25 protein-coding genes and 6 tRNA genes are annotated in these 23,374 nt (G+C 36.2%); 5 read left to right on the plus strand and 26 right to left on the minus strand.

Going from position 1 to position 23,374, the window contains the following annotated elements; genetic code table 11:
• Positions 1-326: 326 nt before the first annotated feature.
• Positions 327-1,298 (minus strand): ROK family glucokinase, encoded by a 972-nt coding sequence (locus tag NST46_RS16670; RefSeq protein WP_341137491.1) that lies wholly within the window; start codon positions 1,296-1,298, stop codon positions 327-329.
• A gap of 3 nt (positions 1,299-1,301) precedes the next feature.
• Positions 1,302-1,508 carry a YqgQ family protein gene (locus NST46_RS16675; RefSeq protein ID WP_095307002.1) on the minus strand — a complete coding sequence of 69 codons (207 nt, stop codon included), beginning with the start codon at positions 1,506-1,508 and terminating at the stop codon, positions 1,302-1,304.
• 201 nt (positions 1,509-1,709) lie between these two features.
• Here NST46_RS16675 and NST46_RS16680 point away from each other — a divergent pair, with 201 nt between their 5' ends.
• Positions 1,710-2,573, plus strand: a complete 864-nt coding sequence (locus NST46_RS16680; RefSeq protein WP_095307003.1) for a hypothetical protein — start codon at positions 1,710-1,712, stop codon at positions 2,571-2,573.
• Between the two features lie 28 nt (positions 2,574-2,601).
• On the opposite strand, the gene NST46_RS16685 is transcribed toward NST46_RS16680, so the two are convergent.
• The 4 genes from NST46_RS16685 to rpmG form a co-directional block, all read right to left on the minus strand.
• Positions 2,602-4,149, minus strand: a complete 1,548-nt coding sequence (locus NST46_RS16685) for a rhomboid family intramembrane serine protease (protein ID WP_118889143.1) — start codon at positions 4,147-4,149, stop codon at positions 2,602-2,604.
• Between the two features lie 164 nt (positions 4,150-4,313).
• Positions 4,314-4,613 carry a hypothetical protein gene (locus NST46_RS16690; protein ID WP_303447177.1) on the minus strand — a complete coding sequence of 100 codons (300 nt, stop codon included), beginning with the start codon at positions 4,611-4,613 and terminating at the stop codon, positions 4,314-4,316.
• 34 nt (positions 4,614-4,647) lie between these two features.
• Entirely contained in the window at positions 4,648-5,217 is a 570-nt protein-coding gene (locus NST46_RS16695) for a 5-formyltetrahydrofolate cyclo-ligase (RefSeq protein WP_251658917.1), read from the minus strand.
• Between the two features lie 70 nt (positions 5,218-5,287).
• Positions 5,288-5,437: a 50S ribosomal protein L33 gene (gene rpmG / locus NST46_RS16700; protein ID WP_017797039.1), complete on the minus strand. Its 150-nt coding sequence runs from the start codon at positions 5,435-5,437 to the stop codon at positions 5,288-5,290.
• Positions 5,438-5,614: 177 nt separating this feature from the next.
• Between rpmG and NST46_RS16705 the strand changes: the two genes are divergently transcribed.
• Positions 5,615-5,851, plus strand: coding sequence for a hypothetical protein (locus tag NST46_RS16705; RefSeq protein WP_095307008.1), 237 nt, complete (start codon positions 5,615-5,617; stop codon positions 5,849-5,851).
• A gap of 21 nt (positions 5,852-5,872) precedes the next feature.
• Positions 5,873-6,496: a hypothetical protein gene (locus NST46_RS16710; RefSeq protein ID WP_341137492.1), complete on the plus strand. Its 624-nt coding sequence runs from the start codon at positions 5,873-5,875 to the stop codon at positions 6,494-6,496.
• Positions 6,497-6,541: 45 nt separating this feature from the next.
• Here NST46_RS16710 and phoU read toward each other — a convergent pair whose 3' ends face one another.
• From phoU to NST46_RS16770, 12 genes are all read right to left on the minus strand, one after another.
• The gene (gene phoU, locus NST46_RS16715) at positions 6,542-7,195 is read right to left on the minus strand and encodes a phosphate signaling complex protein PhoU (RefSeq protein WP_095307010.1); all 654 of its coding nucleotides are present in this window, start codon (positions 7,193-7,195) and stop codon (positions 6,542-6,544) included.
• 152 nt (positions 7,196-7,347) lie between these two features.
• Positions 7,348-9,474 (minus strand): peptidoglycan D,D-transpeptidase FtsI family protein, encoded by a 2,127-nt coding sequence (locus NST46_RS16720; protein WP_341137493.1) that lies wholly within the window; start codon positions 9,472-9,474, stop codon positions 7,348-7,350.
• 144 nt (positions 9,475-9,618) lie between these two features.
• Complete coding sequence (locus NST46_RS16725) at positions 9,619-10,890, minus strand: MFS transporter (protein WP_095307013.1); 1,272 nt, start codon at positions 10,888-10,890, stop codon at positions 9,619-9,621.
• A gap of 95 nt (positions 10,891-10,985) precedes the next feature.
• Complete coding sequence (gene sodA / locus NST46_RS16730; protein ID WP_341137494.1) at positions 10,986-11,597, minus strand: superoxide dismutase SodA; 612 nt, start codon at positions 11,595-11,597, stop codon at positions 10,986-10,988.
• Positions 11,598-11,785: 188 nt separating this feature from the next.
• Positions 11,786-11,858: transfer RNA gene (locus NST46_RS16735), tRNA-Phe, on the minus strand.
• A gap of 42 nt (positions 11,859-11,900) precedes the next feature.
• Positions 11,901-11,993: transfer RNA gene (locus tag NST46_RS16740), tRNA-Ser, on the minus strand.
• A gap of 9 nt (positions 11,994-12,002) precedes the next feature.
• A tRNA-Ile gene (locus NST46_RS16745) sits at positions 12,003-12,079 on the minus strand.
• 18 nt (positions 12,080-12,097) lie between these two features.
• A tRNA-His gene (locus NST46_RS16750) sits at positions 12,098-12,173 on the minus strand.
• A gap of 21 nt (positions 12,174-12,194) precedes the next feature.
• Positions 12,195-12,271: transfer RNA gene (locus NST46_RS16755), tRNA-Met, on the minus strand.
• A gap of 3 nt (positions 12,272-12,274) precedes the next feature.
• A tRNA-Asn gene (locus NST46_RS16760) sits at positions 12,275-12,349 on the minus strand.
• A 311-nt stretch (positions 12,350-12,660) separates the two neighbouring features.
• Positions 12,661-14,298 (minus strand): Na/Pi cotransporter family protein, encoded by a 1,638-nt coding sequence (locus tag NST46_RS16765; RefSeq protein WP_285844503.1) that lies wholly within the window; start codon positions 14,296-14,298, stop codon positions 12,661-12,663.
• A 212-nt stretch (positions 14,299-14,510) separates the two neighbouring features.
• Entirely contained in the window at positions 14,511-15,140 is a 630-nt protein-coding gene (locus tag NST46_RS16770; protein ID WP_095307016.1) for an NfeD family protein, read from the minus strand.
• A 73-nt stretch (positions 15,141-15,213) separates the two neighbouring features.
• Here NST46_RS16770 and NST46_RS16775 point away from each other — a divergent pair, with 73 nt between their 5' ends.
• Positions 15,214-15,540 carry a hypothetical protein gene (locus tag NST46_RS16775; protein ID WP_118889136.1) on the plus strand — a complete coding sequence of 109 codons (327 nt, stop codon included), beginning with the start codon at positions 15,214-15,216 and terminating at the stop codon, positions 15,538-15,540.
• Between the two features lie 374 nt (positions 15,541-15,914).
• On the opposite strand, the gene NST46_RS16780 is transcribed toward NST46_RS16775, so the two are convergent.
• A complete protein-coding gene (locus tag NST46_RS16780) occupies positions 15,915-16,289 on the minus strand; it encodes a hypothetical protein (RefSeq protein ID WP_095307018.1) in 375 nt (124 codons plus the stop codon).
• Positions 16,290-16,563: 274 nt separating this feature from the next.
• Here NST46_RS16780 and NST46_RS16785 point away from each other — a divergent pair, with 274 nt between their 5' ends.
• Positions 16,564-16,848, plus strand: a complete 285-nt coding sequence (locus NST46_RS16785; RefSeq protein ID WP_095307020.1) for a DUF2624 domain-containing protein — start codon at positions 16,564-16,566, stop codon at positions 16,846-16,848.
• Between the two features lie 30 nt (positions 16,849-16,878).
• On the opposite strand, the gene NST46_RS16790 is transcribed toward NST46_RS16785, so the two are convergent.
• The 7 genes from NST46_RS16790 to rpoD all read right to left on the minus strand — a co-directional run bounded on the left by NST46_RS16790 (position 16,879) and on the right by rpoD (position 23,345).
• Positions 16,879-17,772 (minus strand): deoxyribonuclease IV, encoded by an 894-nt coding sequence (locus NST46_RS16790; protein WP_118889135.1) that lies wholly within the window; start codon positions 17,770-17,772, stop codon positions 16,879-16,881.
• 30 nt (positions 17,773-17,802) lie between these two features.
• Positions 17,803-19,116, minus strand: coding sequence for a DEAD/DEAH box helicase (locus NST46_RS16795; RefSeq protein ID WP_118889134.1), 1,314 nt, complete (start codon positions 19,114-19,116; stop codon positions 17,803-17,805).
• 31 nt (positions 19,117-19,147) lie between these two features.
• The gene (locus NST46_RS16800; protein WP_095307023.1) at positions 19,148-20,263 is read right to left on the minus strand and encodes a Nif3-like dinuclear metal center hexameric protein; all 1,116 of its coding nucleotides are present in this window, start codon (positions 20,261-20,263) and stop codon (positions 19,148-19,150) included.
• Positions 20,244-20,981, minus strand: coding sequence for a tRNA (adenine(22)-N(1))-methyltransferase (locus NST46_RS16805; RefSeq protein WP_095307024.1), 738 nt, complete (start codon positions 20,979-20,981; stop codon positions 20,244-20,246). The genes NST46_RS16800 and NST46_RS16805 overlap by 20 nt, the downstream gene beginning before the upstream one ends.
• Before the next feature lie 140 nt (positions 20,982-21,121).
• Positions 21,122-21,505, minus strand: a complete 384-nt coding sequence (gene cccA, locus NST46_RS16810; protein WP_095307025.1) for a cytochrome c550 — start codon at positions 21,503-21,505, stop codon at positions 21,122-21,124.
• Between the two features lie 89 nt (positions 21,506-21,594).
• Entirely contained in the window at positions 21,595-22,146 is a 552-nt protein-coding gene (locus NST46_RS16815) for a hypothetical protein (RefSeq protein WP_095307026.1), read from the minus strand.
• A gap of 83 nt (positions 22,147-22,229) precedes the next feature.
• A complete protein-coding gene (gene rpoD, locus NST46_RS16820) occupies positions 22,230-23,345 on the minus strand; it encodes an RNA polymerase sigma factor RpoD (protein WP_095307028.1) in 1,116 nt (371 codons plus the stop codon).
• Positions 23,346-23,374 lie beyond the last annotated feature (29 nt).

Raw genomic sequence — 23,374 nt, forward strand, 5'->3', positions numbered from 1 at the left:
TTTTGCTGTTCTGTAACTATTCCATTAAGGATGTGTAACATCGTTACAGAAGAGACTTTTTCCATTTATTTTTCTAATCTAACACTTGCAAAGCATATGAACTTGTTCAATTCCGAGGTTTTTAGTAAAAAAAATCTTTTCACGTCTAGCTTAATAGATGAAACATCACTTGCACCCTATTTCCCTTTATGATGGAACTGTAAACATTTGTTTACAAAGTTAGTACTATATAAGACGTCTAGGTCTTATAAAAGGTTTCAACTATTTTACATTTAATTTATATTTAGTAGCTTATTATTCTAATAGAAATCGGAAAAAAATCAAGTCTAACTATTGTCGTTATTCAACTTTTCCAATACTAAAGAAGCCCCTCCGATAATTCCTGCATCATTTCCAAGTTGTGCGATTTTAATTTCGCAGGCATCGGATACTCTTGGTAAAGCATATTTTCTAAAAGCGATTCGAATCTCATTAACAAGCAAGTCGCCCGCTTTTGAAACGCCGCCACCAATTAGAACTTTGGAAGGATTAATAATAACGCCCAGGTTAGCTATCACTTGACCTAGTACATCTGCAGTCCTTTTTACAATGCTAATTGCAATAGCGTCTCCATCCTTGGCCAAATCAAAGATGTCTTTTGCTGTAATTGCTTGATATTTTTTATAAATTTCTGCAGGCTTACTATCAGGATAACTCGCTATTTTATCCATAGCTTGACGTACAATGCCTGTTGCTGATGCTATTGTTTCAAGGCATCCATTATTTCCGCAATTGCATGGATAGCCATCTTTTTCAATGGTTAAATGACCAAGCTCACCAGCCATTCCATTTATTCCATTAAGTATGGAGCCATTAACAATAATACCTCCACCTACTCCGGTTCCAAGTGTCAAAGCAACCAAATTCTTTGCTTGATTACCTGCACCTGTCCAGTTCTCTCCTAGGACAGCAATATTAGCATCATTGGCAACAAACACAGGTAAGCTTGATTTTTCTTTTAATTGATCTGCTAAAGGGAAATCCTTCCATCCGATATTCACCGCTTCAGATACTATCCCTGAATCCATATCAATAAATCCTGGAGCTCCAACCCCTACACCTAAAAAAGAACTTATACTTAGATGTAATATGCTCAATTTACGCTCAATAGAAGCCCAAATCTCATCGACTATTGTAATACCGGCATTTAATTTATTTGTTGGTACCTCCCATTTTTCTAGAATTTCACCCTGTTTATTGATGATACCAATTTTTACAGATGTTCCCCCAATATCTATCCCCAATAGTAATTTTTCCATAACTTACTCGCCCCTTTTGTCCATAATGAGCCGTTTTTCTTTTTTTAATACCATTTTTGCATTTTGATATTCCGAGATTTGCACAAATTTCATCTGATACAATTCATCCAATTCCATCTCCATTAATTCCAGATCGCCTAAACGATCACCCGTATAGATGAACGAACCATAACGTTTCAATAATTGTTGTATATCATAAACATTTTTCATTAGAACCACCATTTCTCATTATACCAAAGAATTGAGAATTGAGGAATCACAAATCCATATAATGTAATTTATGATTTCCTGCGAATCAATTATTTAAATAACGGACTGTGCTAACTAAGATAATCAGGAAACTTAAACATAAATCCTCTCCATTGCTCATATTTTTTATAGACAAGTCATGAATAAAAGGAATGACAGATGATGAGAAAGTGGAAAATAATGCTGATATTTTTTACAATCCTAACTATTGGAGGTTTATTCATACTGAGAGCAAACACAGTTCCTACAATAAGTTTTTTTCCGTTAGATGAGAAAAGTTTTATAGATGAGGCAAATACTTCGTTAACATTAGAGTCTGTAACGGGATCAGACTCATATAACATTGGATGGAGTATAAATTCATCAAGCGATAAGAGTATGTATCTCAGACAAGATGTTTCACTGCTATTTGATAATGGTATTCTTCGTGGTGTACGTAGTAAGTGGGTTCAAAACACAGACCAAATTCATATGGATGAAACTGTTGCGAGTGAGGACTCCAGTCATTTTCAAAGTATTTCCTTCCACCATGGCGAAAATCACTATGGTGGAGAAGACATTAAAAGTGTACAAGCAATGACATATGATGAATTATATGTTATTGACTCTCCCACAACACCTATTAAAGCTTTTAAACAACCTGTTACACCGTTTGAATCCGAATGGAAAGAATTGCTTGACCGTTCTTCCAAGCAGCAATTACTTTTTCAATGGCATTTATTGATCCAGTATTTTCAAATCAACCCAGAAAATTATCGAGCAATTCCGTTGGTGGATTTATATAAATACAACAATAAACCACTCCCAAATATGTCACAACAAGAAACAAACGTATTAATTGGAAGGCTTTGGGAGGGGATATATAAAAATTATGTTATTCCGGCTTCTGAGTCATCAGAAAATCAACTTGAAAGCTACATACCTTTAATTTTAATCGATAAACAAAATACACATTTATACGTTCTTTTCGAATTAAATGGTGGACGTGAGCAACTAATTCAACGCATCCCTGAAATAAAGAATTAATAAAATAAAAGCGCCTTAATTGGCGCTTTTATTCAGGTGATTCTCCTGTGATTTTTTTATAAACCTCTGCAAATGATTCTTCATCCGGATTCAATTCATAGGCTTTCGTTATCATTTCTTTTGCTTCTTCTATTTGACCGTTACTGTCGTACAATAATGCCAGATTATAATACGCTTCAGGCAGCACTGGCTCATGTAATATACTCTGCTCTAAGTCCTCGACCGCTAAATTTAGCTCATTCAATTCAATATATGCATAGGAACGTTGAAATAAAATTGGACCCTGCATATCACCCTCAAGGTCTAGTGCTTCCGTTGCCACTTCTACAACTTCTTCAAATTGATTATCCAATAATAATTGCTCTATTTGCATTAAATAATTTGATTGATTATTCATATTACTATTCAATCCAAAGATGACAAGCCCTGTTATAAGCATAACATAAGCAATAAATCCAATTAATTGGGTTCGTACATTTTTCTTGTTAGGTAGGTGCATCATCGCTGATGCAAGAAATCCTGCTAGTAGTCCACCAATATGTGCTCCCATGTCAATCTGCTCAACGGAAAATCCTAGAACAATATTAATGAGAAGTATAATTAGTATATTGCTCCCCATTGTCTGAAAGAAAATCCGCTTATAAATAATACCAAAAAACAGCAATGCACCAAACAATCCAAAAATTGCTCCTGATGCTCCAGCAGACACGTTTGTTGTAAATGCAAAGCTTGCTAAGCCACCACCAATTCCAGCTAGGAAATAAATAAAAAGAAATCGGGTTCTCCCAAAAATCCGTTCCGTTGCTGTTCCTAAATAATAGATTGCGAGCATGTTCATTAATAGATGAAGGTAACCAATATGAAGAAACATCGAGCTTGCAATTCGCCACCATTCCCCTTCAATTATACTCGGGTTATATTTTGCACCCATTTCGATAAGAGTATTAATCGAAGTGCTGCCTCCATTCAACTCAAGCAAAATAAACAAAACAAGATTAATTGCAATTAATAAATATGTAAAATATGGCTTACCAAATGAGAAAACCTTTTCAACTTCCTTATGTTTGTTCTCAAGTACTCCTGTTAAATACCTCTTTTTATTTTGAATATCCTGCTCTTGTTGCTCTTCGTCAACATTTTCTGGAATTGTCCTGAGCTGTACATCTAAATCAGTCTGAAGTCTGTCGAATTCTTCAATAGAACCTTCATTATCTAAATAATATACTTTCATTTTTATTGGATTCTTCTCTTTTAGCTGCATCGGTTTCTTTAAGCTTTCCCAGTCATCTACTGGTGCGTGTGAGGATATGTAAACATTGTATAATTCTATATGTTTACCTGCTAATAATTTTTTCATTGCCTTTGCTTTCTGGAACACAATTGCAATATCTCGTTTCAAATGATTCTTCCAATCAAAGCCCTTCTGTATAAGACGTATTACGTTAGATCTTTTATTTACATATTTTTCGAGCCATATCTCATTCGTATTATGGTCGATATGCAGAATATCAAATTGCTGATTGGCTACTAGTTCGTATGCCATATGATAAAGCTTATATTGATCATCAAGATACATATAGTCACCTTCCTCTTCATTATCATAGCAGAACAACAGCCGTTTTCACAGAACGATGCATAAAAGCCAATTACAGCAGTTAGATAAGCTATATCTAAACTGTATTGGTGGTTCTTAGAAAACTTGGCGTTCGTCAAACTTTTAGGAGCATGCCCTAGTTGCACTTATGCAAGAAGGAAAGTTTTTATACTTTCTTTCTTGCCAATAAAAAAGAAGCTGCAATTACGCTGCCTCTTTTCATACATCACACCTCTGAAACCGAAAACATATTCTGTAACATTTTCGATCGTAGACTTGGGATCTTCATAGACAATACTACCGCTTTTTTCCTGATGAACCCAATGTTCAATAAAGCATCTAATATTTTGTACCTCGATCGATAGAAAAACATAGTTGATATCAACAGCAGAACTAAGACTATTCCTGTTCGCAATGAACCCACCTTCCTTCCAAATGGTATTCATAGTTTTTTTCCGAACAAGTAATATTATACGTTGATCAAGATTCTTGCGTATGTATGATTTTATTAGCTGTAATAACATATTGGACTGGAAGATCATGCTTTTCCTTTGGAATATGATCGACTAGCTGTTCATCGCTACATAAAGAAACCGTTTTTTGATTAAAATCGACTAAAAATCGATCATAATAACCTCCACCAAAACCGATTCGGTAACCGTGCTTATCGAATAATATTCCTGGAACAATTAGAAGGTCAATATCTTTTTTTGCAACGAATCGCTTTCTATCTGGAATTGGTTCAAGCAAATCGAAGTATACGGATTCAAGCTGATTAAAGGTATTAATTGCATAAAAATGCAGCTGTTTATCAACGGGAATACATTTTGGTACAACTATTCTTTTGTTTTGTTTCCAGCCAGCTTCGATAATTGAACCGGTTGCCCATTCAAAATCCTGAGCTATTGTCATCCCGATTGTATTTGCATTTTTCCATAGTTCTGATGAAAGCAATCTTTCCTTTAATTGGTCTTCAATTTGTTTTTTTTCATGCATTGCTATTTTTTTTAAACGATCGATTGCTTCCTTTCTTAACTTAGTTTTGTCCAAAGATTTCCCTCCTTCTCATATAAAAAACTCTTATCATATATATGATAAGAGTTTTTTCATTTAATTTCATTTATTTTGTTTCACGGTGCAAAGTGTGTTTTTTAAGACGTGGTGAATATTTCATAAGCTCAATACGTTCAGGGTTCGTACGTTTGTTCTTTGTAGAAATATAGTTACGATCTCCTGTTTCAGTACAAGCTAAAGTAATGTTTACGCGCATGATCTTCCCTCCAAACTTTAACAACTTGCTTTTTTATCATACATATTATTACGTACAGACTTTAATTATAATAGCAGAGTTTTTTAAACTTAGCAAGAATGTAACTAAAAAAATTATGGTTTTCTCATGTGATAAACTATGATATAACTATTAATGTATGCAAAAGGAGGGAATGCCATGTTAGTTGCAATAATTTCCATTATAATTGTTGCAGTTGTTCTATTTGTTTTATCCTACTTCATGCGTGACAAATTCGAAGAGCTGGAAACACAGCTTGAACAACTTTCGATTACGTCGATGCAGGATACATATCAAATGAAGAAACAAATAAAGATCTTAGAAGAAGAGCTTATGCCTGCAGATTTAACCCAGGATGTACATTCAAATGATGAAAAAAACAGTGTATCAAATTAACAAGTATAGAAGGAGAAAATTATGAAACATACTGTACGTGCTTTTTCAGTTGGATTATTGACGAGCGCTGTTATCCTTTTCATCATTTTTTATTTTGTCGAAGACACTGTAAAAAGTGTGGAGGAAATCGATGTTGAGGAAATGATTGAACACGTGGAAAGTGAAGGATATGCCGTCCTTGATCAACAAGAATATATTTCATATAGCGTTCAAAAAAAACAAGAAGCAGAAAATGCAGAAACAGAAAAATCGGATTCACCTAAAAATGACACGAAGGATAAGTCCTCGAAAGAAACAAAAGCTGAATCAAAACAAGAATCACAAGATAAATCAAAGAAAGAAACGTCTGATGAATCTGATGACTCAAACGAAGATTCAGATGATAAAATCAAAGAAGAAGATAATAAAGAAAATGTAGAGAAAGAACCTGAAAATAACGTTGTTCAGTACACGTTAACAATTAGCCCAGGAATGGCTTCCTCTGATATTAGTGCACTTCTAGCTGAACAAAATATTATTGACAATGCTTCAGAATTTAACAGTTATTTGGACGAGCATGAGTATAGTCTTCACGTCCAGATTGGAACATTTGAAGTATCGAATGATATGAGTTTTTACGAAATTGCAGAACGAATTGCACGATAAATAAAAATGCTGGCAGCAGGAAGTGATTCCCGTTGCCAGCATTTTTTAATTTAAGTTATAGTTTTCGCCTTTAACCAAATAAAGAATATTTTCTCCAATATTCGTTATATGATCAGCAAATCGCTCTAAATACCTTGCACAGAATGCAACTTGCATAACGTATTGAATTCTATCAGGATTTACTGCCGTTTCTCCTAATAATTCACTAACAATTGTTTTATACAAGTGATCAACCTCATCGTCCATCACCGCTAACTTTCTTGCAACTGTAATATCTTCATATTTGTAAGCTTGTATAGCAGTGTACATCATATCTTTTGTCATGTTATACATTTTTCTTATATCATTCGGAATGATCGATGCATTTTCTCCTAAATGAATCGTGGCAGTTGCAATGTTTTTAGCATTATCAGCCATTCGTTCAATATCCGTTAAAATTTTTAACGCTGTAATTACCCTTCTTAAATCGGTCGCTACTGGTTGTTGCTTTGCAATCAATAAAATCGTTTTATCGTTCATTTCAAGTTCTTTGCGATCGATTTTTTTGTCATTGGCAATTACCTGCCTCGCAAGCTCTATATCCTGACTGTATAACGCATCAACCGCATCATCTAAAGCTTGGCCTGCTGCGTTGGCCAGTTTAATAATGTCTTCATTCAATGCGTTAAGTTCACTTTGAAACTGTTCACGAGTTGTCATCCATATCCCCCATTTTTTATATTGCATTCTGCACGAATAGTGGAATGTCGTAGTCTTATTATATAGCAATAGTATTAAGATAATGTTAACCTTTTGTAATTTATATTATAAAAAAGCCTAAAATCTCACGTTATGAAATTTTAGGCAAATATTTATTCTTGTTCCTCTTCTTCTGTCTCTTCTTGTTCAGAATCCTCATCACTAGCTCTATCTCGTTCTTCTTTTAGGTCAAAGTAAGTTTCCAGTATTTGTTTACCAATTTGTTGTGGTATATTGTGATTATTCTCTGTTCCAGTAAATGGTGTAAGAATTGCAAATGCGATTTCAGGCTCGTCGAACGGTGCATAACCAATTAATGCCAAGTTTCGTGTGTCAGCAAGTTTTTGTCCATCTCTATATACAGCCGTTTCAGCAGTACCAGTTTTCCCTGCTGGATTGTATGGGGAATTACCAAAATTACTATACGCTGTTCCGTTAGGTGTCTGAAATACCTGACGGAAGCCATCTTGAACACGTTGAATATTATCATCACTCATTTGAATTCGATTTAGCACTTCTGTATTCACCGAACTGTATAATGGGCCTAATTCATCCTGGGAAGCGATTGGATCATGAACCTCTTTCAGAAAATGTGGCCGTACACGATAGCCATCGTTTGCAATCGTTGCTGTATATTGTGCTAATTGCATGGTTGTATAAGTATCGAACTGGCCTATCGCATTATACATCAACTGACCCGGCGTAACAATATTCCCTTCTAAACCGGTCGATTCATGTGGAAAATCAATGCCTGTGCTTGAGCCTAATCCAAATTGTCTATAGTAGTTACGCATTTCCTGAAAGCCCTGTCGCCAGTTATCATTAAGTGAAGGTGGAGCATTTTCCGGATACGGGTAACGGTTTTCTCCCATCATTTTTAATGCAATATACCCCATATACACGTTTGAGGACTTCTGTAATGCCGTTATATCATTAACCGTTCCTAATCCGGTTGACCACGATCTCAGAGCTGGTGTCGCCGCAATCTTAATCGGACTATCATAAAAGCTCTGCCCTGGTGTAATTACTCCGGATTGTAAACCAGCCAACACAGTTGCTCCCTTAACAACCGACCCTGGTTCATGTGCATCTGACAAGGTTTTAAATGCAGCATCTTCGTATTCACCATTTTTCCGATCATAGTGAATTCCTGAAACAGCTAGAAGATCGCCTGTCTGAGGATCTATCACTACTGCAAGAGCATCCTCCAAATAACGATTCGTATGTGGATACTTTGTGATCGCTGTCTGCAATTCTTTTTGGACGATTTTGTCCACTTCTTCTTGGAACTCCATATCAATGGTTAGAACAAGGTCTTTTCCGCGTTCACCTTCAACAATTGTTTCCGAGCCAATAAGCGTTCCGTTTTTTGTCGTCGTGTATTGAATTTGTTCCTTCCTGCCGCGTAATAGATCCTCATATTGTTGTTCTAAACCACTTCTACCAACTCGATCATTTCTGCTGTAGCCTTTACTTAAATAATTTGCTTCTTCTTCAGCTGGTATTCCTTGCTCTTGTGTCGTTATGCTACCAAGCAGACTCGTTAATGAAGAACCATATGGATATTTTCGGTTCCAGTCTGTTGTAGCATTTATACCTGGTAGTTTATCTAAATTCTCTGCAATTCTTGCATATTCCTCTGCAGTTACATTTTCATTTTTTACAATCTGAGGTGTTAAAGAATAAGCCTTATCCAATTCCTTCTTAATTGCTATTACTTCTAGCTCTTGTTTTGAAAAATCCTGGATTTCATCCTCGGTTATTCGTTCGAGTGTAGCTTGATATACTTCTGCATTAGACATGTCTTCTTTTTCTTCAGCTGAAAGTCGTTCATCTGCCTCCTCTTTATTTAACAAATACCAGTATTCTTTACGATTTCTTTCGGTAATCCCTTTAAGCGTCTTTTCATCATCCATCTTAATGTATTCCGCTAACGTCTCTGCGAGCTCTAGACGATCTTCTGCTTGTACTCCTTTTGGCGGTGTGTACGTTATCGAATATAATGCTTCATTATCAACGATAACATCACCATTTCGATCATATATTTTACCCCTGGGTACAGGGATTTTAGTTGTATCCAAGTTCGTCCGTTCGATTTCCTGCTGGAAGTCCTCCCCATTTAAAATCTGAACAACTCCTAGTTGCAGAATCAATACGGAAAACAATAAAAACACAACAAAAAACAACATATTAATCCGAAAGGGCAGCTGTGCTCTCTTCTTTTTTTTCTTCTTACTCATTTATTTTCCCCCAGTGAAAATAATAATTTTTTCATCAGTAAATTTGGCGATTTTAAGCCTTTAGGTAAATGTCCTGGTTGATCAGATAAGAAATTTTTATGCTATCTTATCTGATCAACAACCTTATCACTAATTTTACCATATTTAACGATTTTTTTCGTCTGTAATTTGCTCTTTTAATAAAATCTCTTTCTTTTTTGGGCTACCTAAATAAATCTTACGTACTGCAAAGTAAATCATAAAATGACCTGCACCGAAAATCGCAAGTAAAACGGGAATAACCTCCTCCGCCCGAAAGAAATATACGCCTGCAAGAAAAACGATTATTGATAGAACTCGTCCACTATTTAGAAACAATTCACGAACAACCATATATTCTACACGCATTTCTCCAGCTTTCCAAGCCTTACCGATTACATCAAAGGTAAGTGATACATACGGTACATTTATTACCGGGTACGCTATTCCAATTACAATTGCATAAATCATGAGTAAGAGATAGTTTATCTCGATAATGATAATAAAGAGGGAAAAGTAAAGAAGTATTGCTCCAACGAGTATCGCCTTTTTGCGCATGGAAGGTTTAATAAATTTCGTAGCAATTAAATAAAAAACTGCAGATAGACCCGATAGAAACATGTTAAATGTTCCAAGCGCGAATTCACTTTTTGTTACTAAGAAAACCCAGATTGAAATAACAAAAGCAAAAATTCCTTCTCTTAACCCCTGAAAAAAATGTGCATGAAGAATTCTGTTCCAATTTTTATTACGATGCCTTTCCCCTAAAATTCGCTTAAAGCGAAAAACTCCTTCTGCACCTCGGCGTTTCAATAGAAAACTAATTCCAACGGCACACGCAAATAAAGCGAAGGAAATCCCAAATATAACCGTATAACCAATATTATTGGTCATTTTAGCGATAATTGCCCCAGCTAAAAGTGGGCCTGTCATTCCACCTAAAGACTGCAAAATTCCAAGAAAACCATTGAAAAAATCTCTCGTATCAGGCTCTGTTATTTCGAATGTTAATACATTATAAGCTAGCCAATAAAAACCATAACCAATTCCCAATAAGCTACCGAGTAAGAAGTTATATTTTGAAGCTTGATCACCAATAAGAAGAACACTTAAGAAAAACACGCATAGAAAAATAACGCCCAATCTCAATACAATAATCCGATCTACCTTTTTGGCGAGCTTTCCTGCAAGTATAAAAGTAATTGGCTGAAATAGACAAATTGCTAAATTATAATTAGCAATAGTAATGTAGTCCCCTGATTGTTTCCATAAGTATATATTTACAAACGTATTGGATAGAAAAATCCCAAGTGAATAGAGTCCACCAATGAGCAGTAAAATCAATAAGTCACGATTACTTTCCATTTTATTTTGAAAAAACAGGATCACCTTTTGCATAGTCGATTACTCCTTTTGCGTCTCTCTTAGTGTGAACGAAGGAGTAACAGATATACCAAAAAAACACGCGGAATTAACCGCGTGTTTTTCTTCATTTATTTTGCTTCGTTATAGTTTTTTGCTACTTCATCCCAGTTAACAACATTCCAGAATGCTGAAATGTAATCTGGACGTCTGTTTTGGTAGTTTAGATAGTACGCATGCTCCCAAACGTCTAAGCCCAATAATGGTGTTTTTCCTTCCATTAATGGAGAATCTTGGTTTGGAGTGCTTGTGATTTCTAATTCACCATTATTTAATACGAGCCATGCCCAGCCTGAACCAAAACGTCCTGCTGCAGCTGCTGCAAATTGTTCTTTAAATGCATCTAGCCCACCAAATTTAGCGTTGATTTTATCTGCAAGCTCGCCAGTTGGCTCGCCCCCGCCATTTGATGAAAGAAGCTTCCAGAAGAAGCTATGGTTAGCATGTCCTCCACCATTATTACGTACTGCAGTACGAATGTTCTCAGGAACTGCATTTAAATCACTGATAAGTGCTTCAACTGATTTTCCTTGAAGATCTGTTTGTCCTTCTAGTGCTTCATTTAATTTGGTAACATACGTGTTGTGGTGCTTCGTATGATGAATATTCATTGTCTCTTTGTCGATAGTTGGTTCCAATGCATCGTATGCATAAGGTAACTCAGGTAGTTCAAATTTTGCCATAATTTTTTCCTCCTTAAATGAATCCAAGTTATTAAGGTTTGTCGAACCTTTAATTAAAAGGTTATCAGAGCTTTGCTATTCATGCAAATTTTTTGCCTTATAAAATACAAGAATCTTATCATTTTTTGGTAGATTAAATTATTTAATTTATGCAAAAGAAAAAACAAGCAATATGCTTGTTTGGAAAGTGGCTCGGGACGGAATCGAACCGCCGACACACGGATTTTCAGTCCGTTGCTCTACCGACTGAGCTACCGAGCCGTTATGTAATTATAAAATCTAGTCTGCTTATAAAATACTAAATGGAGGAGGTAGAGGGATTCGAACCCCCGCGCGGTTTGACCCGCCTGTCGGTTTTCAAGACCGATCCCTTCAGCCGGACTTGGGTATACCTCCGTATTTTTTTGGTGGACCCTGCAGGACTCGAACCTGCGACCGATCGGTTATGAGCCGATAGCTCTAACCAACTGAGCTAAGGGTCCTGGAATTTTGTTAAATAATGGGGCGACCGGTGGGGATTGAACCCACGTATGCCGGAGCCACAATCCGGTGCGTTAACCACTTCGCCACGACCGCCATTATGTAATTATTTATGTATGGTAGCGGCGGAGGGGATCGAACCCACGACCTCACGGGTATGAACCGTACGCTCTCGCCAGCTGAGCTACGCCGCCACTTGGCTCCACAGGTAGGATTCGAACCTACGACCGATCGGTTAACAGCCGATAGCTCTACCACTGAGCTACTGTGGAATAGTTAGAAAACATGTCTGAAATTTTTATTTCTATTTGTAATTTTAACTTTTTAGTAATTATTACTTCTTATAGGTTATTAGCGACAAAATATAATTTACCATGTTTTAGATTTGCTGTCAATACTTTTTTGCACAACACAAAACTTTATAATCAAACGCAAAATTATTATGTACTTGTCTTTTCTGCGACTGCGAGATTTATAGTATCACGTTCTAAAATTTATTTCAACACATAAATGGATAAATTGTTGTTTTTTGTAGAAAATTTTAATTTTATATAATAAAAAAAGGAGGTCTCCCCCCTTTTATTTACTCACCTAAAACTTCTTCGGCAATATTAACTGCATGATCACCAATTCGTTCCAAGTTACTGATAATATCTACAAAAACGATACCAGCTGACCCACTGCATAATCCTTCATTCATACGAATGATATGCTTTTTGCGGAATTGGCGCTCCATTTTGTCGATTTTATCTTCTTTTTGGATAACTTCTAATGCCGCTTCACGATCCATTTTATCAAGTGATTCTACTGCTTGCTTAACCGTTAAGAGTGTTAAGTCAAACATCGTATTTAAATCTTCCAGTGCTTGCTCTGTTAAGTTAACTTTATTCGATATTTTATAATCAATTAACTCAATAATATTCTCATAATGATCGCCAATTCTTTCAATATCACGAACTGAATTCATTAATGAAGTGTGCTTTACACTTTCCGCATCAGATAATGATCCAGCTGCAATATTAACGAGATAATCCGTTATTTTACGGTCTAAGTTATTTAGTGCGCCTTCAACCTGCATCGCCATTTCCGAATGTTTTTGGTTTTGTGTGGTAACGTACAGATTCGTTTCCTCTAAGCCTTGATGTGCATATTCACCCATCCGAATAATTTCTGCTTTTGCTTGATCCAATGCTAGTGTTGATGACTGTTGAATAAAAATAGGATCTAGGTGTTTTGGATTATATTCGATAATTGTATCCTCACCTGGAATAATTTTTGTTACAATCCATGCTAAGGCACCTATAAACCAAACTTGAATCAACGTATTAATAATATTAAAACTACCGTGCGCAAAGGCGATAGTCATTTCAGGATTTAAATTTAAGCTCGCCTGTAAATAGCCGACATAACTTGTAAATAATCCTAGGAATATAAGGAAAATGATTGTTCCTACAAGATTAAAAATAACATGTGTTAATGCAGCTCTTTTAGCTGTAATACTTGTACCTATTGCGGCCAAGACTGCTGTTATTGTTGTACCAATATTATCTCCGAATAATACTGGAATAGCTGCTTCTAATGCTATCGCACCTTCTGAGAATAGTCCCTGAAGGATACCAATCGTTGCGCTTGAACTCTGTACAATTAATGTAAATACTGTACCAACAACTACTCCTAATACTGGGCTTGCAGCCATACTTACTGTTAATTCATGAAATGCCTCAAGAGAACGCAATGGAGACATTCCACTACTCATTAATTCTAAACCGAAAAATAATGCTCCGAAACCAAAAATAGTTTGTCCAACTGCGGTAACCTTTTGATTTTTAAAGAAGAATAAAATTAATGCACCAATTGCAAGAATTGGTAAAGCGTATTCGCCAATATCAAGCCCGATAACAAACGCGGTTATTGTCGTACCAATATTAGCACCCATAATAACTCCAATTGCTTGTCTTAGCGTCATAAATCCAGCATTAACCAAACCAACCGTGAGTACAGTTGTTCCTGAACTACTCTGAATCAAACATGTTACGATAATCCCTGCTAAAACGCCTAGAAATGGGTTGGTGGTAAACCGGTCTAATATATTGCGCAGACGGTCGCCTGCTGACTTTTGAAGCCCGTCTCCCATAAATTTTATACCGAGTAAGAATATTCCTAAACCACCAATAAACTCGAATAATAACGTTTGTAAATCGATATCCACTATTGCTTTCATCCCTTCATTCTATGTTGAATCTTGTCGCTTGCGCCTCTCCCATTATTAATGATTTGTTAACCATTTGTAAAGGTTTAAGTTGAATAATTTACATTAAATTTACATAAAGATTTTTCTTCTATTTAGTAACTACCCTTAACATAGGTTTTTCATTCTTTTTTTCTCAAAAAAAAGACAATTTCCTAATACTAGGAAATTGTCTTTTAGAACATCTATGATATTTTTTCAACTAATATTTTTGTCCCATCTACTTGTGTAACCTTTACTTTACTATTCTTCGGAATCCATTGTCCGTCAGATACCGCACTATAATCTTTTTTGTTTATTTTTACAGTTCCAACAGGTCTCAGATCGTTTAACGTAATTCCTTCTTTACCAACTAACTGCTCATATTCCATATTCATAGAGTTATAGCCCGCTTCTTTTGTTAACTGGTCTTTCAAAGCAAGCTTTGTCCACATCTCTCTACGTTTAAATACTTTTAAGAAGAAGAAGGAAGCACCAGTGCCTAATAATACCCCTAAAACAGCGTATAATCCCGAAGTAAGATTATCTGCAGCCAAAGCAACAGACGTTAGCATACTTGCAAGACCTATAGTTGCAAGTGTTCCATCATTCAGTAGCTTGCCATCAATTATAATAAGTAATAATCCTACAAAATATATAATAAGCATAAGAATAAAAGAACTACTTCCAACGTAAGCTGCAAAGTATACGGTAATAAATCCAATACCTAGCAGTCCAAAAAAACCTCGCATATTAACTAAAACTTCACCAATTAAAAAAAGTGTAGCTAAAAATGTTATAACAAATCCTATCCATTGGAGATCAAAGATATCCATTTTTTATTTCCCCCTCTCTAATTTAATCATACGTATGGAATTGTAAATGGTTTCACCCAAAAGGAGAATTTTTATGTATACACTAAAAAAGCTTACACTCTATACACTCATTATATTGCTGATTATAAGTATTTTTCAAGACTTAATGGTTAGCAACAGCAGGAATGTTGAACATGACGCTGAACAAATAAAGATTTCCTCCAGTAATGAATATACAATTGCACATGTAAAAGTTCTACCTGGAGATACCATTTTTTCAATTGTTGAATCGCTGAATGAAGATAGCATTTCAATGTTTCATTCAGAGGATATAATCAAGCATTTTAAAGAATTAAACCCAACAACAGACCCACACAAACTAAAACCTGATACATTTTACTACTTTCCCTTATACCAATGAATCATTATATAAAGTCCTGTTAAACCATGACCGTTATCAAAAACTAAAACGTTGCTCTAACCATTCCGAGTGAGCGGAGGGCGGTTATTAATCGAAAAAAACAATTTTATTCGTGCAATATAAAAGCTGACGAAACATTCCTTGTCCTGTGGGAACAGCACGTGTTTGAAATCTCACCGGCTCTTCTTTCGGTGAGGCTGAATCCGTGCACTCTGGCGCGCATCCGAAGCGAACCGGACGGCAATAGTTGCTCATACTAAGCAATTAGGTTAATTCGCAGTTAAAAGGATTATTTATTGGTAGTAATGTTAATTTCTGTAAATAAAAATCAAGGTAATAAAAAGAGGCTGAAGAAATCAGCCTCATACGTTTTGTTAAAAGAATGGTAATATAAAAAGTGTGATTAAAATGGATATTGCTCCAGCTGCAATTGCTATATTTCCTAGTGTATCTGCGCCACGACTTCTGGATACAAAACCGAAGATTATTCCAGCGACTCCAAGAACCACTGGCCACATAAAGAAGGATATTACAGAAAGTGCTATACCAATCCATCCGTAAACAGTTGTTGCACCTTCATGACTACGGTCATCAGATTGCAGTTCGTAATCATCTGCTGTAAATTCGGCAGCAAATTCCTCATTCCTTAAACTATCTGACTCAATCCCGATAAAATCCTGGTCTTCGGTATGTTCTCCGTGATTTGGAGCTGGTGTCGTTTTATCTGTACGTCTGTTCATTTCGTCCATATCTTCAAGACCTCCTTATCCATTAATGAGGTGCAATTATAGTTTATGGAAAGAATCAATTTATAAAGGTGTTATTTATTGGCAGATAAGAAAATATAACACTTTTTTATCTGTTAAGTGCCATTGTGCTATCCGCCCAAAGCTTGTACTTTAAAGTATCAAGGACTTCTAAGTAAAGCAAAGACGCCTTCTAAGAGGTTAAATGATTAAATTTGAATTCACCAATTGAACAACTGGGCATAGAATAAGGTGTAATTATGAGGAGGATGAATGCATGTCAATATTTATTAAGGAAATGATAAAAAACAAACTAAAGAACCTTTCAGCTGAAGAGCTTCTACACTACAGTAAACAGTATGGTTTCCAATTAACTGAAAAGCAAGCACAGCAAATCGCCATATACTTACGTAAGAATACACGTGACCCATTTAATCAAAAAGCACGTCAAGAAATGTTTAAACATTTAGCAACAATAACTGATGAACAAACGGCTACTAAAGCAGAGCAATTATTGTATACATTAGTTCAATCCTATGGCTTAGAACATTTATTTCAATAATAAAGGAATAGCGCAGGCGCTATTCCTTTATTATGAATTCATAATTTTCTCTTTTAAATCCTCTACAAACGATCCGTTGCGAATCATATCAATTTCCAGCTTATATGGAGCTTTTTTATCCTTTTTATCTGTTCCTACATACGGTGTTTCAAGAATTTTTGGTAATGCGGTTAACTGTGGATGGTGAACAACATAATGTAATGCTTCGAAACCAATATGTCCAAAACCAATATTTTCATGTCGATCTTTATGAGCGCCGCGTTCATTTTTACTGTCATTTACATGAACAACTTTAATCCGGTCCACTCCAATAATTTTATCAAATTCATTCAGGACACCATCAAAATCGTTAACAACGTCATAACCTGCATCGTGAATATGGCATGTATCCATACAGATAGAAAGATTTTCATTATGTGTGACACCATCAATTATTTTTGCTAGTTCATCAAATGTACGACCTACTTCTGATCCTTTTCCAGCCATAGTTTCTAATGCAATTTGGACTGTGCTATCTTTTTCAAGCACTTCATTTAGCCCTTCAATAATCTTTTTTATTCCAACTTCCGACCCCTCACCAACATGGGCACCAGGGTGGAGCACAATTTGACTTGCTCCGATAGCTGCAGTGCGGTCAATTTCATTACGCAGGAAATTGACACCAAGTTCAAATGTAGCAGGTTTTATCGCATTTCCAATATTAATAATATATGGTGCGTGTACAACGATATCCGACATACCATGCTGCTCCATATGTTCACGACCCGCCATTATATTTAATTCATCAATTGGCTTTCTTCTCGTGTTTTGTGGTGCACCGGTATAAATCATAAAAGTATTTGCTCCATATGCTAAAGCTTCTTCACTTGAACCTAACAACATTTTTTTTCCGCTCATTGATACATGTGATCCAATTTTTAACACTTGTTGCACCTCTCCCTATTTCTATAAAATCTATTTCTTATATTTAGTACGCTTTGATAATTGACGTTTAATGGACTCTTGCTGTTTTTTCATTTTTTTCTTATAGCCCGGCTTTACCTTTTTCGCTTTACGAACCTGTTTCCAAGCCTCTTTTTCAATATTCGTGGTTGTTTTTGTGCGTAAGTGCCGTTCGTTCCAGGACTTTGCTTCTTTCCATTCTCCATTTTTCACTTCCATATAGGTGAAGGTTAGTCCTTTTTGTTCGAGTTTTTCAACTAATGGCAAATCCGCTTCATCATAGATGCTGATTGCTGTACCTTCCATTCCAGCTCTTGCAGTTCGGCCAACGCGATGAATATAAAACTCCTCTTCCTTTGGTATTTGAGCGTTAATGACGTGACTGACTCCTTTAATATCAATTCCTCTGGCTGCCAAGTCTGTTGCAACGACATATTGATAGCGTAAATTTTGAATATCCTTCAGGACACGTTTTCGCTCTCTGGGTGTTAGCCCACCATGAATTAAGCCAACGTCTAACCCTCTTTCCTGTAATGAATCAGCTAGTTCGTTTGCTTGTTTTTTTCCATTTGTAAAAACAATTGCCAAATATGGCTGGATTGCTTCTGATATATCATAAATAATATCTGCTTCATTACGATGTTTACGCGCAATTAATCGATGCTCCATCGTTTCCGGCGAGAAATGCTCATCTATTTTCACATATAACGGATTTTCCAAATACTTTTTGAAAAAATGCTGTAAACGTTGCGGAATTGTCGCTGAAAATACCATTAATTGAATATCTTTTTGCGACCGGATTAGTAATTGATCCACGTCTTCAATGAAACCAAGGTCCAGCATTAGATCTGCTTCATCAATTACAAAAGAAGTCGCTGAATAAATTGAAATCGCCTCATCCTTAACAAGGTCGAGAATTCTACCTGGTGTGCCGACAATTATATGTGGTGGTGTTTTTAATTTCTCCGCCATTTTTTGTTTATCAGTTCCACCTACTAATAGCTTCGCAACCCATGTGCCTTCTTTTTCCGCAAAGTCAATAATTGTTCTTACTTCGTTGTAAATTTGTGTTGCTAGTTCTCGTGTAGGAGCTGTTATCACAAATTGAACTTCTCGTTTATTCGTATTAATTCGATTAAAAAGTGGAAGTAAATAGGCATGTGTCTTCCCAGATCCAGTGCGCGATTGACCAATTACACTTTCTCCTTTTAGAATTGCAGGTATTACTTTGCTTTGTATTTCTGTTGGTTGGTTAAATCTCAGCTTCTCAATAGCATGATTTAATGGAGGCTCGAAAGCGAAAGGGTCAAAGTTATTTTTTTTCATAGTTGTAATACTCCTTTTGTCTTTTTCTGTTTTACACAAACTGAAAAGGATCTGTATTCGATTCGGAGACAAGAATGGTTAAATTTTCCTTATCCAAATGTTCCTTCAAATATGCTGCCGTAAATTGCTTCATTATTTTCTCAATATAGTGGCCGGCATCAATAACCCCAAGGCCCATAAGACTGGCTTCCTGCGCCATATGGAAAGTCATGTCTCCAGTAATGTAGACATCTGCTCCTTTTTTCTTTGCATGATGAATATACTTTTCACCACTACCGCCAAGAACAGCTACCTTCTGAATCTTTTTATTCAGGTCACCTGTAACGCGAAGAGCCGGAATATCAAGTGCTTTTTTTACATATTCACAAAAGCTATTTAGATCTGTTTTATTCTTCAAAGAACCAATTCTGCCAATCCCGTAACGCTTCCCTTCATTTTCCAGCGGGAAAACATCATATGCCACTTCTTCATAGGGATGGGCAGCAACGATAGCATTTATCACCTTATGCAAGATTGCTTTAGGGACAATTGTTTCCATCTTCACTTCATTTACCAATTCTAACTCATTTTTTGCTCCAAGAAATGGCTGACTACCTTCTAACGGTTTAAAAGTTCCCTGTCCTTTTGACTGAAATGTACAATGGCTATAGTTACCAATATGTCCAGCGCCACTTTCACCGAATGCCTCTCTTACCTCATCAATATGTGTTTCTGGAACATATACCGCTACTTTATACAGCTTTTCTCTGTCTGTCTCTACTAGCATATCATTTTCTTCCAATTCTAGTGCGTCAGTTAGCATATCATTCACACCACCAGGAGCAATATCCAAATTGGTGTGTGTTGCATAAACAGAGATATGATTTTCTAGCAATTTCTGAATAACTCTTCCTTGCGGTGTGTCTATATTAACCTGTTTTATGGGTTTAAACAAGAATGGATGATGTGCGATGATCAGATTTGCTCCCTTTTCAATTGCTTCATCTACAACATTTTCCATTACATCAAGTGTGATAAGAACTTTTGTTACAGGATTATGATAGGAACCAATTTGTAATCCAACATTATCCCAGTCATAGGCAAGTTCCTTTGGAGCCCATTGTTCCATAAGCTGAAAAACATCTGAATTAGTTACGTTGTTCTTCATCCTGTAATTCCTCCTTAATCCATAATAATTCTTTTTCAAATCGTTCAATTTTTTCGTTATCGACATTACTCGCTTCTTTCATTTGATTAATAATTCTTGATAGCTTCTTATATTCTGATTGCCATTTCTCATGAAATATATCAGTTTTATTTTTCAACAATATAGGGCCAAACAGTAACTGTCTTTCTAGTTGCTTTTTCGTATAAGGATCTATAAGTTCATCCGTTCCTTTTTTATCTGCTACAATTATTTCATAACGATGTCCATTTTCTTCCATAATAGTTTCATCGATAACAATAAACCCTTCTTTTAAAAGCCATCTGCGTACATTACGCTCATCCACATTCGGTTGGGCAATAATTCGTTGTACACTTGATAATTTGGATTTTCCTTCATCCAAAATTGTCTTAATTAAGGAGCCTCCCATACCCGCTATTACAACCTGCTTAATATCTGTATCGTCATCCAGCACCTCTAACCCATTACCAAGTCTTACATCAATGCGATTGGAAAGTTGATAGGCCTCTACAGTTGATTTTGCGCTATTAAATGGACCTATATTGACTTCACCTGCTACAGCCTTTGCTTTTTGATCACGTAAGCATACATAGCATGGCAGATAAGCATGGTCGGAACCAATATCAGCAAAATGAGCTCCTTCCGGAAGAAATGAGGAAACCTTCTTTAAACGTTCTGATAGTTTTAATGTATTTATCATCGTATTCTCCTTTTAGAGGATGTTTAAACACCTCTAGAATTTGAATCTACCTAAAGTCATATTTCTAAAAGCAAATTCCTATGTAAAAAAGAAAAGCTTTCTGTTTTAGCAGAAAGCTTAGACTTCATCTTACTCATTCATTATTTTTGTTCACTAAGCCATTCAGAAAGGGCTGTTAGCTCTTCACCAGCAACTTGGGATTGTGCTGGCATCGAACCGATACCATTTTGAATGATGTCTGCAATCTCATCAGCAGAATGAGTGGATCCTACAGTTGTTAAAGCAGGTCCCATTCCACCAGATAAGTCACCACCATGGCACGCCGCGCAGTTTGCCTGAAAAACTGCTTCAGGGTCTCCGCCTGTAGTTTCCCCTTCTTGTGATTCTTCTGTTTGTTCAGATCCGCCCTCTTCAGCAACTTGAATATCTGCACGCTGATTCAAGCCGACAAATGAAATAATGACTACTGTTAGTACCCCTAAAATTGCAATAATTGCATACGGTACAACTGGGTTTCTTCTCATTTGTAGTTCCTCCTTATGTACTCCCCATTATATATTTATACATACATTATATAGTTTACTCGAAAATTGGTTTTTTTTAAAGGAATAAGTTATAAATATAGAAAACCAGTATACAGCAAAGTAAATATTATCGCTAAAATACTAATTATTTGTAGATATTTTATTTTTCTTTGCTTACTTACTATAAACCAATAGATAAAATTACTAATTAAAACTGTAATTTGTAGCATATTACTATCCAGGATTAATTTCGAGATAAACGTAGTAAATAATAGCAATACTAATAGTGACGCAATAAGCGGTACGTGTAAATAAGGATGCCCAATTTTACGAAAATAATTCATTATCCATACTAAATAGCTAAAGAATAACAGTAAAATGCCGAGTTGCAAAACGGAAGCAAATTCAGTAAAATATAAGACAAGAAGTGAAAACGGTATCATGAGCAATGATAATATTAAATGTGTTACATCTAATACTGTCCATTGTCTTATTTTAATATTGTTATCCGCCTCTTCTGAGAAGGCTTCACCATTTGTGTATAATGCAAGAAGATAATCACAGTAGGTTTCAGGAAGCAAGCGGTTTTCTTTCCAATACTTAATTTCTTTAACAATAACAGCGATTCGTTCTGCCGCCAAAAGTATCACCCCTATGCAGGATGGATAGGATGGAAGCCAGGATAGTCATCATTCACAGTACTTGCGAATAATGACCACACCTATCAGTCCAAAAAGTCCTTTAATCGTTTGCTACGGCTTGGATGTCTTAATTTTCTAAGTGCTTTTGCTTCGATTTGACGGATGCGTTCTCTTGTTACACCAAAGACTTTACCAACTTCTTCGAGTGTTCTTGTACGCCCATCGTCAAGGCCAAAGCGAAGACGCAAAACATTTTCTTCTCTATCTGTTAAAGTATCCAACACATCTTCAAGCTGCTCTTTCAATAGCTCATATGCAGCATGATCGGATGGAGATACCGCCTCCTGGTCCTCGATAAAATCTCCTAAGTGTGAGTCGTCCTCTTCCCCAATAGGAGTCTCAAGTGAAACAGGTTCTTGGGCAATCTTTAAAATGTCACGAACCTTATCAGGACTAAGCTCCATCTCTTCACCAATTTCTTCTGGTGTTGGTTCACGGCCTAAATCCTGCAATAAGGAACGCTGCACCCGTATTAATTTATTAATCGTTTCTACCATATGAACAGGAATCCGGATAGTTCTAGCTTGGTCAGCTATTGCTCGTGTGATTGCTTGTCTAATCCACCATGTTGCATACGTACTGAATTTAAAGCCTTTACGATAGTCAAATTTTTCGACAGCCTTAATCAGACCCATGTTACCTTCCTGAATTAAATCAAGGAAAAGCATACCTCGACCTACATAGCGTTTTGCGATACTTACAACTAGACGCAAGTTAGCTTCTGCTAAGCGACGTTTTGCTTCTTCATCGCCTTCTTCAATTCTTGATGCGAGCTCAATTTCTTCAGCAGCCGATAATAGGTTTACTCTTCCGATTTCCTTTAAATACATACGAACAGGATCATTTATTTTAATTCCTAAAGGAACACTTAAGTCGTTTAAATTAAATTCCTCTTCTTTTGCGATCTCCTGCATGTTTGGATCTTCATCAGATTCACCAATCACTTCTACACCTTGTTCTTCCAGGTACTCATAGAATTCATCCATCTGATCGGATTCAATATCAAAGTTGGATAAACGGTCTGCCACCTCTTCATAGGCTAACGTACCGCGTTTTTTACCCATTTCAACAAGCTTTTCCTTTGCTTGGTCAAGCGTCATTTCAGTTTCCTTTGTTTGCGAAGGCTTCTTGTCGGTCATGAGTCCCCCTCCTTCTTGACTAATTAGAT

The sequence above is a fragment of the Oceanobacillus sp. FSL W7-1309 genome (genome assembly GCF_038002145.1).
In the GTDB taxonomy this organism is placed as follows: Bacteria; Bacillota; Bacilli; order Bacillales; family Amphibacillaceae; genus Oceanobacillus; species Oceanobacillus profundus.